Below are 12,791 nucleotides of genomic sequence, written 5' to 3'. Positions count from 1 at the left end.
GAACGTGTTCTGTGTCGTTTTTACCGCTGTTTTTATTTTGCGTACTGCTGAACGTAAAGTTCTGCGCCTGAGCGCCGATAACCTTTGACGAGTCCGGTCAGTCACACTCTTATTTACAGGACACCTCAGATGATAAAGCAGGTCACCCAGCAGCTAATTACGCCAGATGCGAGTATCGAATGCTTGCAGGAGCGACGCTATTGGCTGCAGTGCGAGCGTGCTTACACTTATCAGCCCATTTACCAGACTAATGGTCGGCTGATGGCCGTCGAGCTGCTAACTGTCGTGAGCCATCCTGATAACCCTTCTCAACGCATTGCGCCAGACCGTTATTTTGCTGAAGTGGCTGTTCGGCATCGCGTTGAGGTAGTGAAAGAGCAGCTTGAACAACTTGAACTGAAAAGTGATTTTTTCAGAGCCCACGATCTGCTGGCCTCCGTCAATGTCGATGGCCCGACGCTCATTGCGATGCGCCAGGACCCCGAGATCCTGAAAATCATTGAATGCCTGCCCTGGCTACGCTTTGAGTTGGTCGAGCATATCCGCTTGCCGAAGGGATCGTCGTTTGCCTCGATGTGCGAGTTCGGCCCGCTCTGGCTGGATGATTTTGGTACCGGGATGGCCAATTTCTCGGCCCTTAGCGAAGTGAGCTACGACTACATCAAAGTGGCGCGGGATCTGTTTGTGATGCTGCGTCAGACGCCGGAAGGCCGTAACCTCTTCACTTTGCTGCTCCAGCTTATGAACCGCTATTGCCGTGGCGTGATTGTCGAAGGTGTTGAAACCCTGGAAGAGTGGCGCGATGTGCAAAACTCACCGGCTTTTGCTGCTCAGGGCTATTTCCTCTCTCGTCCGGTGCCGCTGAGTACCCTTGAAGAGGTGATTCTGGCGCTTTGATGCGGATGTAGCGCGCCTCTTTTTCGCCCTGCTGGACTATCTTTAGGACAGGCAAGGGAGGAAGTCAGGAGGTAAACGTGACGAAAACAAGTAAAATAGCCACATCTGTAGTAGGGATTTTCTTGTTGCTGATCGTCGTGCTCATCATTGTGATTGCGACATTTGACTGGAACCGGCTCAAACCGACCATCAACCAGAAAGTCTCTACTGAACTCAACCGTCCATTCGCCATACGCGGTGACCTGGGCGTCGTCTGGGAACGCCAGAAGCAGGAAACCGGCTGGCGCAGCTGGGTTCCGTGGCCGCATGTCCATGCTGACGATATTATCCTCGGCAACCCGCCAGATATTCCCGACGTCACAATGGTACATCTCCCCCGTGTTGAAGCGACGCTTGCCCCGTTGGCGCTGCTGACAAAAACCATCTGGTTACCGTGGGTCAAGCTGGTGAAACCCGATGCGCGGCTCATTCGGCTGTCGGAGGAAAACAACAACTGGACCTTTACGCTCGCTGGGGATAAAAACCGCGATCCGGATGCCACTCCCTCTGCCTGGTCATTTCGCCTCGACAACATTCTGTTCGATCAAGGGCGTATTGCTGTTAACGATAGGGTGACGCAATCGGAGCTGGAGATCCTGGTCGATCCATTAGGCAAGCCGCTACCGTTTAGCGAAGTGACAGGCACCAACAGCAAAGAAGGGAGCGCCAGCGTTGAGGATTACGTTTTTGGTCTGAAAGCCCAGGGCCGCTACAACGGTGAACCGCTAACCGGAACGGGAAAAATAGGCGGGATGCTGGCGTTACGCGGCGAAGGTACCCCTTTTCCGATACAGGCTGACTTTCGCTCGGGCAACACGCGCGTGGTATTTAGCGGCACGATAAATGACCCGATGAATATGGGCGGTGTCGATCTACGGCTTAAATTCTCTGGGGATTCACTCGGGGATTTATACGATTTGACCGGTGTGCTGTTACCGGATACGCCACCGTTTGAAACGGACGGGCGTCTGGTGGCGAAAATCGATCCAGAAAAGTCCTCTCTTTTTGAATACCGTCATTTTAATGGTCGCATTGGCGATAGCGATATTCACGGAACGCTTACCTATACCACCGGCAAGCCGCGCCCGATGCTAAAAGGCGACGTTGAATCACGCCAACTGCGACTGGCGGATTTAGGACCGTTGATTGGCGTTGATTCGGGTAAAGGGGCCGAGCGGGCAAAACAATCTGAACGACGCAAAGGTGAGACCAGCGTGCAACCCGCCGGCAAAGTCTTGCCGTATGACCGTTTTGAAACCGACAAATGGAACGTGATGGATGCTGACGTGCGTTTCAAAGGGCAACGGATTGAGCACGGTAGCCGCTTGCCGGTAAGCGATCTCTCCACCCATATCCTCCTGAAAAATGCTGACCTGCGCCTGCAGCCACTGAAATTTGGCCTCGCGGGAGGCAGCATTGTTTCCAGCATCCATCTGGAAGGGGATAAAAAGCCGATGCGCGGGCAGGCGGATATTCAGGCGCGGCGGCTGAAGCTAAAAGCGTTGATGCCGGATGTGGCGCTGATGCAGAAAACGCTCGGTGAAATGAACGGTGATGCCAGGTTGAGCGGTAGCGGAAATTCAGTGGCTGCGCTGCTGGGTAACAGCAACGGTAATCTGAAGCTGTTGATGAATGATGGATTGGTCAGTCGCAATCTGATGGAGATCGTTGGGCTGAATCTGGGTAACTATATCGTCGGACAAATATTCGGTGATGACGAAGTACGGGTGAACTGCGCGGCGGCGAATCTGGATATTGTTAACGGTGTGGCGCGTCCGCAGATATTTGCCTTTGACACAGAAAACGCGGTCATTAATGTCACCGGTACGGCGAGCTTTGCGTCTGAGCAACTGGATTTAACCATCGACCCGGAGAGCAAAGGCATTCGTATTATTACCCTGCGTTCACCGCTGTATGTTCGCGGGACATTTAAGAACCCACAGGCTGGGGTAAAAGCAGGGCCGTTGATTGCACGCGGTGCGGTGGCTGCCGCGCTGGCAACGCTGGTTACGCCAGCGGCGGCGCTGCTGGCGCTAATTTCTCCGTCTGAAAACGAAACGAATCAGTGCCGGACGATTTTGTCGCAGATGAAGCAGTGATGTCTGGCCGGATATTTATCCGGCCTGGATTTTATGCTCAACCCAGACCGGAGAAGGGGTTACACCGCCATCCGGCAAAAAATCACAATGACTTATGCCGTGTCTCATGAGTTAACAGCAGGGCGACCAGGGTTAACGCCGCCATTGATGCCAGATAGGTTCCTACCGCCGCCAGACCGTAGTTCCCCTGCAGCCATGCGGCAATATAGGGGGCAACTGAGGCACCGAGAATCGACGAGACGTTATACGAGAATGATGCCCCCGTGTAGCGCACTTCGGTCGGGAACAACTCCGGCAGCAGTGCCCCCATTGGGCCGAATGTCAGCCCCATCAGGCTCAAGCCCAACAACAGGAAGGCGAACACCAGCACCGGGTTGCCGGAACCCAGCAACGGCTTAAAGGCAAACAGTGCAAACAGAATGATAAGCGTGGTGATGATGAGCATGCTTTTGCGACGACCAAACGCATCGGCCAGCAGACCTGCCACCGGCACCATCACGCCGAAGCCAATCACCGCCATCATCAGCATCCACAACACGTCATTACGCGGTAGGCCAAGCCCTACAGGCGCTGCGGCGGTACTGAACGTCATCGAGTAGACGGTCATGATATAGAACAGCGTATAGGTCGCCAGCATGATGAACGTGCCGAGGATGGTCACGCGAACATGCTTTGTCAGCAGAGTGCCCAGCGGGATTTTTACCTGCTTTTTCGCTGCGGCGACTTTGGCAAATACCGGCGATTCGTGGAGCGAAACACGGACGTACAGACCGATAATGACCAGTACGGCAGAGAAGATGAACGGTACGCGCCATCCCCAGCTCATAAATTGCTCATCGGTCAACAGCCAGGAGAGCAACAGGAACGTGCCGTTAGCGAAAAAGAAACCAATAGGTGCACCCAACTGCGGGAATGAACCGTACAGCGCGCGTTTACGCGGTGGTGCGTTTTCCGTCGCCAGCAGTGCAGCACCGCCCCATTCACCTCCCAGGCCTAAACCCTGGCCAAAACGCGCCAGCGCCAGCAGCAACGGGGCGAAAATGCCGATGGTTTCATAACCCGGCAGCAGACCGATGACGACCGTTGAAATCCCCATGGTGAGCAGTGAAGCAACCAGCGTGACTTTACGTCCAACACGATCGCCGAAATGCCCGAATACGGCAGAGCCGATCGGGCGTGCCACGAAGGCGATAGCAAAGGTAGCCAGCGACTGTAGCGTTGCCGCCGCGGGGTCGCCCTGCGGGAAGAAGATGTGGGGGAACACGATCACCGCTGCGGTCGCGTAAATATAGAAGTCGAAAAACTCAATGGCAGTGCCGATGAGTGAAGCGACGACGACTTTATTGCGCGAGTTGACCGGGGCGTGTTCCTGTTCGTTATCGAGTGTTGTGGCGGTTGCTTGCATAATATTTTCTTATTTTTGGCCGAACGAAAGGTCATATTACGCACAGCAAAAGAGACATTTCAATCTGTAACAAACTTTGAGGTCGGTCAAAAATGGATCAAAAAGGGGATAATTTTTAGGCTTGAGATTTCACTTCTATGAAATGCTTCACACAATTTAAAACTTGGATGATAAAACTGGTTTTTGGTTAAATAAAAGTTACGGGTTGGATTTATTCACTAAATCGGTGAGAACAGGCGGCATTATAATTGCCGGATGGCGCTGTGCTTATCCGGCAATTCACCACTCATCCGGCTTTGGCTATTGCGTTTTCCCCGGCATGCGCGGGTCATCTTTGTATTCTGCGGTAGCAATCCAGGCCGCACAGAACAAGGTCAGACGGGCGAAGAAATAGAAAAATGCCATCAGCCCAAGTACAGAGCCAAATGCTGCGCCCGACGGTGATTGCACCAACGATGGTAGCGTATACGTCATAATCATTTTGATCGCTTCAAAGCCCAGCGCGGCGATAAATGTGCCACGAATCAACGCTCTCTTGCGCGGGCGATGGCGCGGCAGACGCCAGAAAATCCAGAAGAACAGCAAATAGTTGGCAAAAATGGAGATCGCCAGGCCAATCAACCGCCATGCGGGTTTCAGCCATTCAATACCGTCGAGATACAGTGCCGAGATGATCATTTGCTGGGCAGAACCGGCAATGGAGGTAATTGATAGCGTAACGATCAGCGCAATCAGCAATCCAATCAATGAGACAAAATCACGCAGGTATTTAACCCATATTTTTTCCTGATCCTGCGGTGTGCGTTCCCAGACGTCCCGCGACTGCGCGCGAATCGCTTCACGCAGGTTTCCCATCCAGTTGATCCCAGAGTAGAGGGCGATGCCAAGCCCCACCAGACCCACGGTAGTACGTTGCTGAACGGCAGTATTAATGGTGTTTTTCAGCGTCGAGGCCAGCGTCGGATCGCTAACGTTGAGCAATATTTTGCTGAAGATATCCTGTAATAACGTGGGGTGTGAGGCGAGAATAAAACCGGCCGCCGCAAACGACACCATCAGGATAGGGATCATCGACAGGAACGAGAAGTACGTGATGGCTGCGCCAAACTGATTCCCCATTCGGTCATTAAAACGCTCAGCTGCGCGGATCAGGTGGGCGATAACAGGTTGACGTTGAACTTTGTCTGCGAAGGTTATGGCTGTTTTCAGCGCCTGGTTCGCTTTGGCGTTTTTCACCGGCGTTGTGGTGGTTTGCTGTTGTTCAGGCGTAGGGTGCTTTGCGTCGTGTTCCTGCGTCATCCGATCGGTAGTCCTTATTTTGTTTACTCATGACATTATAGCCGCTCAGACCCACTTCCCGAAAAATGGGCTAATCCACATAGTCTTTCATCACAGCGGTCAACCATTCCATGAACAGATGTACCCGGCGGGAAAGGTTACGGCGGTGTGGATACAGCAAAGAAACGGGCATGGGCTCGGCCCGATATTGCGGCAGCACTTCAACCAGCGTACCGGCGCGAAGGGCTTCACGCACCCCGACGCGTGGTACCTGAATAATACCCAGCCCGGCAAGGCATGCGGCATGATAGGTTTCGGTGCTGTTCACCGTCAGCATGCCGCCCGTTTTTACCCATGCAGTCCCATTGTCTGTAGCCACCTCGAAACCCTGTGCGCGAGTCCCCAAATTCACTGAGTAATGCACCACGGCATGTGAGGCCAAATCCTCCAGGCTTTCCGGATAACCAAAGCGGGCCAGATACTGTGGGCTGGCACAGTTAATCTGCGTGAGTTTCCCCAGCGGTCGGGCAATCAACCCCGAATCTTTCAATGTGCCAACGCGAACGACACAGTCGAAACCCTCGCGAATTAAGTCCACCAGGCGGTCACTGCTGCTGAGTTCAAGCTCCAGCCCCGGATACTGATGCAAAAAGGTGGGCAGGCGGGGCATGACCAGATTTCTCGCCACGCCAACCGGCATATCGACGCGCAGCTTACCGCTGATACTGGCTGGATCGTGATGGAATAACCCATCCAGTTCATCCAGATTGCTCAACAGATCTTTTGCACGCTCGTAATAGATCATGCCGTCCTGCGTCAGCTGAACGCGCCGGGTGGTGCGGTGCAGAAGCTGCGTGCCCAGGTGATTTTCCAGGCCCTGAATTTGGCGCGATACGCTACCTTTAGGAAGTCCAAGGGTGTCTGCCGCACGCGAAAAACTCTCCAGTTCTGCGACGCGGATGAACAACTGCATTGCGTGAATTTTATCCATTCCCATGCCCTATTGTTGTTCTAAATGAAACAGTAATGCGCAATTAGCGATATTTATTGTTCTTCTACCACCTAATAAGCTTTGTCTCAATCATCACAACACCTGAAATGAGGTTTCTTATGACGCAACGTATCGCATTAGTGACCGGTGGCGGTCGCGGGCTTGGTAAAAACGCGGCACTTAAGCTGGCGAACAAAGGAATAGGTATCGTCCTGACGTGGAACAGCAATGAAAAAGAGGCGCAGCAGGTTGTGGATGAAATTCGGCAATCTGGTGGAAAAGCAGCGGCATTACCGTTAAATGTCGGCGATATTTCAACTTTCCCATCCTTCGTTGAACAGATGAAACACACCGTAAAGACACAGTGGCAAAGTGAAGGGTTTGATTATTTATTGAACAATGCCGGGATCGGCATTACTGCGCCGTACTCTGCATTCACCGAAGCGCAATTTGACCAACTGCTGAGTATCCAGTTTAAGGGGCCATTTTTCCTGACGCAGAGTCTTCTTCCGCTGATGAACAAGGGGGGAAGGATCCTCAATGTCTCGACCGGTCTGGCGCGTTTTGCTCTACCGGGCTACAGCGCCTATGCCGCCATGAAAGGGGCGATGGAAGTGCTCACCCGCTATCAGGCTAAAGAGTTGGGGGAACGTGGTATTACGGCAAATATTATTGCGCCGGGCGCGATTGAAACTGATTTTGGCGGTGGGAATGTGCGTGATAACGCGCAACTGAATGCGTATATTGCCTCGCAAACGGCGCTGGGACGCGTCGGGCTACCGGATGATATCGGTGATGCCATCGCCGCGTTGCTCAGCGATGAACTCGCCTGGATGACTGCACAGCGTATTGAGATATCTGGCGGGATGTTCCTGTAACGCGGCAACGTGCTTATTCAACAGGCTGCGGTAGCTGTTGAATGAGCACTTAATGCTATATTGTAGTTTGTAACATATTTATTATTTGTTCAGGATGTCTTATTTTCAGCTAAAAATGTATTCTCTGAAAATTAATATTAAGTAAGGGATTCTGACCCTCGATAAATGAGGAATGTCTCAGAAATCTATCCTGTTCTGCCCGCTTTGTGTAATCCTTTTTCTTGAGCTGTAACTATTCATAACTCTTGCTTCTTTATTCTTCGCTTATCGGTAGAATGACCCCCGCCAAATGGTGAGTTCTTATTTTTCCTCGTGAAGAATACCCTTTCGCGTCTCAAGGCTACTATTTTTTTAGACGGAGAGTTAATAATGCAGGTAATAATGTTTGACAGGCAGTCAATATTTATTCATGGAATGAATGTAAGTTTACAGCAACAAATTCCAGGAGTGAATGTTCAGGGTGTCAGTCAGGCAGATGACCTTTGGCAAAAACTGGAAAACACCCCGGATGCGCTACTCATGCTGGACGGTGATCTTGACGGTGAGTTTTGCTGCAGCTTGCTGCAACAGATTGCACACTCTTTTTCAACGGTGAAGGTGCTGATCTCAGCCACTGATTGCAGTAAGAAATGGCTGCAGGATGTGACGCAATTAAACGTGCTGGCCATTGTGCCACGTGACTCTGATGCTGAAACCTTTACTCTGGCGCTTAACAGCGTTGCGATGGGCATGATGTTTCTTCCCAGGGATCACTTAGCGACAAACGATAGCAGCAGGCAAAATATAAAAACATTAAGCGCCCGCCAGCGAGAGATCCTGACCATGCTGGCGGCTGGTGAGTCAAATAAACAAATTGGTCGGCTGTTAAATATCAGTACCGGAACGGTAAAAGCCCACCTTGAGTCACTTTATCAGCGTCTGGAAGTTAAAAACCGTACTCAGGCGGCAATGATGTTAAATGAATTTCTATAATTGATATTTATTTCACGGTCAGACGCTATCTGGCTGTGAAATATTAACTGACCACATTTCTGCGTGACAAAAGCGCGTTATCCCAATACTTAGCATCCACGCAATAAAGACCTCTTGTTGAAACGGGTCGTTAAGCTGAGGTTTATTTGTGCGTATTAATGCTTTGCAGATATCCATATCCGCGAGCAGCAGAGCCTCTGCTTGCGCCATTGAAATGGGGGTAACAAAGGTTTCATCGGGTGTAATTTCATGCCCGTAGCCAATGACCCATACACCATTTTTATCCTGATACTTTTCCAGCGACAGGCCCTGCCATTGCTTGATAAATGCAATACCAGCGGAGGTAAAATGAGCGGCGAAATGCGGCATAATGATTTCTCTTAAAAGAAAAACAGTATAAAGATAATTATCAGCAGATGTAGTTGCCATATGGCCATTTTTGGCCATAAACGCCTTACGACTTAAGGGGCGGCACTCACGTTTTTACCGGCTGAACATCCTGTCATCTCAGGCACTTTTCCCGATATGCTATTGCGAATCACCAGACATAGCCAGTCACTCTCCGTCATTGTGAGGCGGTCGCGCTGTTTTCAACACAGACACGGGTTTATCTCCAGAATTAATTTCAATGATTTTGCCGTTGTCACTGCAAAACACATTTATTTGTTATATGAATGTGTTCTAGTGTGCTGCGGCGCAATTCTGCGCAGTACCACGTTTATAAAAAGATAACGAATACATCGTGAGGCCGCACCTTTCTGGGCTCTTTTAGGGAAGATAATGACCAATAGCGCGTTACAGGCGACATGTGCGCCATTCGAACATTGTTTGGGGATCATCCGTCAGGCGTCGGTGGAAATTTTGCTGCTGTTAGGCGTCCATGTGGCCGAGGGCAAAGATCCGCGCTGGTTTCTGGAGCAACTCGATCAGGCCCGACTGAATCTGGGCGGTTGGGGGGCTGTCGCCAGACGCTTGCAGATGAATGATGCGCAACTCAGCCAGTTCACGTTGCGTTTACGCCATCTTCAACAGAGTGTGCCTCAGTATGAAAGCGGTCAGGATGTCAGTGAAAACCAGCTGATTTCCGCGCTGCGTTTTGTGGCCGCACTGGAGCAATTACGCCAACAACAGCCGCTCCTGAACTATCAAACCGATATCGAAATCGGAGGGCCGGATGCGCAGATGCGGGCGCAGCGTCAGCTTCGCGCAATAGAATTAACGCTCAAAGCCCTCGTTGCACGGGTATGGCCAGATCAGCATCCGCTAAACAGTTTCCTGAAGCAGCACTTTGGCGCCGAACGCTTGCGTCGTTGGTTAAAGCTGGGCGAAGGGCGTGATGCGCTGGACGGCATGTTGTTTAGCGAACTGGCGTTAATGGTGGTCGATAAGAAGCTATTTGTTCGCCACTTTACGCAGATTTTTAATGATACGTCAGTGTTGATGCTGTTTGTCGAACCGCGCTTAACGCTGCGAATGTTTCTGGATGATTGCCGACTGGCGCGAAACGCTATCATTGCTCAGCAACCGCTGACGTCAGTACAGCTGATGCTGTTAAATTACCAGTACCAACAAATTACGCACTCTGTGCAGCGGGCGTTTGAAGAGCGTCGAACGCGTATCAATCCTGCATCGTATCTGGAATCTGATGAGTCGACGGTGCGTCAATTCTGGGAAACGGCAAGGCAAAAAGACGAGCAGGCTGGGGGTGATAAAAAGGAAATTGCCGACAGTATCGATCCTCCTGAAAAGCGAGCGCAGCGCACGGCCGAAGAGCGCGAACAGCTGATTTCCGGCATGCTGTGGGTGGCGGTCGGTGTCATGGTTCTGGCAGTCTCGCTGGGTGCTTTCTGGCTATTCAATGCACCTGCGCCGCAAGCATCTTCAGGGCAAGCTGTTGAGATAGTACAGGAGGAGCCGCGGCGTGATGCGCCTTCCGCACGAGAATCGGTGACCCGAATGGGCATTACATGGGATACCTTTAATATGCGGGCAGCTATCGATCGCAACGATACCCGCGTCACGTCACTGTTCCTGCAAGGCGGTATGGACTGGAAGCTGGCGTGGACGGAGCAGGCATTTTCCGCGGGGAACACTGCAGTTCTGAAGCTGCTGCTGCGCTATCCCTCACAGATGGATGAGGCTAAACCCTGCCAGCAGTTTATGAGTACGCTCAGCCATGCCATGTCGAATGGCGCATCGCTGACGTCACTGCATAAAAGCTACCTACACAGTTTCTGCTCGACACCGGAGGTCGTTGCTCGTCAGCAGTATGATGTGGAACAGGCCCAACTGCGTGTGCGTGCAGATCCCAATGCAGAGAACAAGAAATGGCAGAAAATCCACACCGCGCTGTACGATGCCATTAACTAACGGGCCGATGCATTTCGTGGCATCAGGCCGTCAGACATTTACGGTTCACCGTACAAACCGATTAATCGGCGCACCACGCCATTCGTCCAGCCAAATCCGTCCTGCAACGGATATTCCCCACCGCCGCCCTCGCGCGGCGTGCCGTCAGCGATATGGTATTTTTCGATTAGCTTGTGGTGTTCCTGATAAAAAATATTAACCGTTTTCAGCCAGTTACGGGCGATTTCATCACCGAGATGGTCATCGCCATACAGTTTAAATCCCTGAATCGCCATCCACTGCAGCGGTGCCCAACCGTTGGGTTTATCCCACTGTTCGCCGGTTTCATACTCGGTCGCTAAAATGCCGCCTGGGGTGAGTAAGCGACTGCGTACCGCGTTGGCGAGTCGGTCAGCTTGTTCGTGGGTCGCCATGCCGACATACAACGGAACGATGCTGGCAGCAGAGAAGAGAGCCATTTGCTCACGTCGCCAGTCGTAATCGCGGTAGCAGCCATTTTCGTCGTCCCACAAATAGCGGTTCACGGCGGCACGGCGGTCGCTGGCTTTCTGGCGAAACAGCGCTTCGGTATCTCGCTCTCCTTTTAATGCAGAAATGTTCGCAATCGTACTTTCCAGTTTGTAGAGGAACGCGTTCAGATCAATCGGGATGAACTGGGTAGTGCGGATGCTGGCGAGGCGACCGGCATCGCGCAACCAACGTGATGAGTAATCCCAGCCGGAGGCCGCACCCGCACGCAGATCCCGATAAACCTCATTAGGTGGTCGGCCTGAATGCTTTGCCGTTTCTACGTCTTCAAGCCAGGACTCATCGCGCGGGGTATCACGATCGTCCCAATAGCGGTTGAGCAGAGAACCGTCCGGCATTCTGATCACGTGGCGGTACGCCTGATTAAGCACCAGCGAGTCGGCGCCATCCATCCAGAACGCGTACTCCATTTTAAGATGATCAAGATAACGACGCGCACCGCGTACGCCATCCTCTTCGAACAGTTCGACCATGAGCGCAAAGACCGGTGGCTGGGAGCGACTCAGATAGTAGGTACGGTTACCGTTCGGGATGTGACCATAGTTTTCGATCATCCAGGCAAAGTTATCTGCCATACATTTCAGTAAGTCCTCCCGGCCACTCTCCGCGAGCCCCAGCATGGTGAAGTAGGAATCCCAATAGTAAGTTTCGCTAAAGCGCCCGCCCGGCACGATGTATGACTGCGGTAGCGCCAGCAGCGAAGACCAGGGAATATGATCCTGCGGCTCGCGAGTCAGCACTGGCCACAGTTGATCAATATGCTCTTTCAGCGAGCTTTCAGGGTCGGAAACATATTCGCTGGTGGGGGTTTCCGGCAGCCAGAAATGGTTCGCGACAAAGCGTTGCAGGTCAAAGTCCCGGTGTCGTTTGACTTTACGATAGCGAATCAAAATATCCAGCGGGTCCATTTTGGGTGCGCAGTCGGGAAAGGTTTTGCTATCAGCAAACAGTTTGGATGACTGGACGTGCTCGAACAGTTCGAGGTAACGATCGGCGGGGGTTAACGCGTCCGAGGCGGGAAGCCCCTCAATCATTTCCGGTTCAGGCTCCGCCTCAATCATGTCATCCAGCTTTAACTCGCACGGATCCATTTCATAAAGTAGATCGACGTCGATCGTCAGTTCTTCTGAAGAGGCGTGGGGTAGTTTCTGGTTGAGCATAATGAGAAAGACCTCCGGTAACGGTTGAAATGCTAAGGCTATTGCCTGGTCGTCTGTTAAGCGTAGACATTCGCTTCGGTGCCGGGTGAGTAAAGCGTGCGGTCGATCACGTTTTTATGCTTATCAATAATAAAGAAATAAAACTATCCCAATGATAACAATGAGAAATTTATA

The 12,791-nt window shown here is 51.9% G+C and carries 10 protein-coding genes; 5 read left to right on the top strand and 5 right to left on the bottom strand.

Annotated elements, in window-relative coordinates; genetic code table 11:
- Positions 1-129 precede the first annotated feature (129 nt).
- On the top strand, positions 130-897 hold the full coding sequence (gene pdeH / locus FDX19_RS06160; RefSeq protein ID WP_137382031.1) for a cyclic-guanylate-specific phosphodiesterase: 768 nt from the start codon (positions 130-132) through the stop codon (positions 895-897).
- A gap of 77 nt (positions 898-974) precedes the next feature.
- Positions 975-3,035 (top strand): AsmA family protein, encoded by a 2,061-nt coding sequence (locus FDX19_RS06155; RefSeq protein WP_137382030.1) that lies wholly within the window; start codon positions 975-977, stop codon positions 3,033-3,035.
- A gap of 82 nt (positions 3,036-3,117) precedes the next feature.
- Here the strand turns inward: FDX19_RS06155 and FDX19_RS06150 are convergent, their stop codons facing one another.
- From FDX19_RS06150 to FDX19_RS06140, 3 genes are all read right to left on the bottom strand, one after another.
- Complete coding sequence (locus FDX19_RS06150; protein ID WP_137382029.1) at positions 3,118-4,440, bottom strand: MFS transporter; 1,323 nt, start codon at positions 4,438-4,440, stop codon at positions 3,118-3,120.
- Between the two features lie 300 nt (positions 4,441-4,740).
- Positions 4,741-5,739: an inner membrane protein YhjD gene (yhjD, locus tag FDX19_RS06145; protein WP_137382028.1), complete on the bottom strand. Its 999-nt coding sequence runs from the start codon at positions 5,737-5,739 to the stop codon at positions 4,741-4,743.
- Between the two features lie 70 nt (positions 5,740-5,809).
- Entirely contained in the window at positions 5,810-6,709 is a 900-nt protein-coding gene (locus FDX19_RS06140) for a LysR family transcriptional regulator (protein WP_137382027.1), read from the bottom strand.
- A gap of 119 nt (positions 6,710-6,828) precedes the next feature.
- On the opposite strand from FDX19_RS06140, the gene FDX19_RS06135 reads away from it, so the two are divergent.
- A complete protein-coding gene (locus FDX19_RS06135; RefSeq protein WP_137382026.1) occupies positions 6,829-7,587 on the top strand; it encodes an SDR family NAD(P)-dependent oxidoreductase in 759 nt (252 codons plus the stop codon).
- Positions 7,588-7,956: 369 nt separating this feature from the next.
- Positions 7,957-8,559, top strand: a complete 603-nt coding sequence (locus FDX19_RS06130) for a response regulator transcription factor (protein WP_137382199.1) — start codon at positions 7,957-7,959, stop codon at positions 8,557-8,559.
- Between the two features lie 18 nt (positions 8,560-8,577).
- Here the strand turns inward: FDX19_RS06130 and FDX19_RS06125 are convergent, their stop codons facing one another.
- Complete coding sequence (locus FDX19_RS06125) at positions 8,578-8,928, bottom strand: lysozyme (RefSeq protein ID WP_137382198.1); 351 nt, start codon at positions 8,926-8,928, stop codon at positions 8,578-8,580.
- A 411-nt stretch (positions 8,929-9,339) separates the two neighbouring features.
- On the opposite strand from FDX19_RS06125, the gene FDX19_RS06120 reads away from it, so the two are divergent.
- On the top strand, positions 9,340-10,929 hold the full coding sequence (locus tag FDX19_RS06120; RefSeq protein WP_137382025.1) for an STY4199 family HEPN domain-containing protein: 1,590 nt from the start codon (positions 9,340-9,342) through the stop codon (positions 10,927-10,929).
- 38 nt (positions 10,930-10,967) lie between these two features.
- Here FDX19_RS06120 and FDX19_RS06115 read toward each other — a convergent pair whose 3' ends face one another.
- Positions 10,968-12,617 carry an alpha,alpha-trehalase gene (locus tag FDX19_RS06115; RefSeq protein ID WP_137382024.1) on the bottom strand — a complete coding sequence of 550 codons (1,650 nt, stop codon included), beginning with the start codon at positions 12,615-12,617 and terminating at the stop codon, positions 10,968-10,970.
- Between the last annotated feature and the right edge of the window lie 174 nt (positions 12,618-12,791).

Origin of the sequence: Citrobacter sp. wls619, assembly GCF_005281345.1 — a bacterium.
GTDB lineage: Bacteria > Pseudomonadota > Gammaproteobacteria > Enterobacterales > Enterobacteriaceae > Citrobacter.
Note: the sequence above shows the minus strand (reverse complement) of the source record. Positions and strands in the feature narration are given on the sequence as shown.

Excerpts from the sequence above, each read along its gene's own strand:
- FDX19_RS06135 (WP_137382026.1), top strand. The coding sequence starts at position 6,829 with ATGACGCAACGTATCGCATTAGTGACCGGTGGCGGTCGCGGGCTTGGT.
- FDX19_RS06120 (WP_137382025.1), top strand. The coding sequence starts at position 9,340 with ATGACCAATAGCGCGTTACAGGCGACATGTGCGCCATTCGAACATTGT.
- FDX19_RS06125 (WP_137382198.1), bottom strand. The coding sequence starts at position 8,928 with ATGCCGCATTTCGCCGCTCATTTTACCTCCGCTGGTATTGCATTTATC.
- FDX19_RS06140 (WP_137382027.1), bottom strand. The coding sequence starts at position 6,709 with ATGGATAAAATTCACGCAATGCAGTTGTTCATCCGCGTCGCAGAACTG.
- FDX19_RS06115 (WP_137382024.1), bottom strand. The coding sequence starts at position 12,617 with ATGCTCAACCAGAAACTACCCCACGCCTCTTCAGAAGAACTGACGATC.
- FDX19_RS06130 (WP_137382199.1), top strand. The coding sequence starts at position 7,957 with ATGCAGGTAATAATGTTTGACAGGCAGTCAATATTTATTCATGGAATG.
- pdeH (WP_137382031.1), top strand. The coding sequence starts at position 130 with ATGATAAAGCAGGTCACCCAGCAGCTAATTACGCCAGATGCGAGTATC.
- yhjD (WP_137382028.1), bottom strand. The coding sequence starts at position 5,739 with ATGACGCAGGAACACGACGCAAAGCACCCTACGCCTGAACAACAGCAA.
- FDX19_RS06150 (WP_137382029.1), bottom strand. The coding sequence starts at position 4,440 with ATGCAAGCAACCGCCACAACACTCGATAACGAACAGGAACACGCCCCG.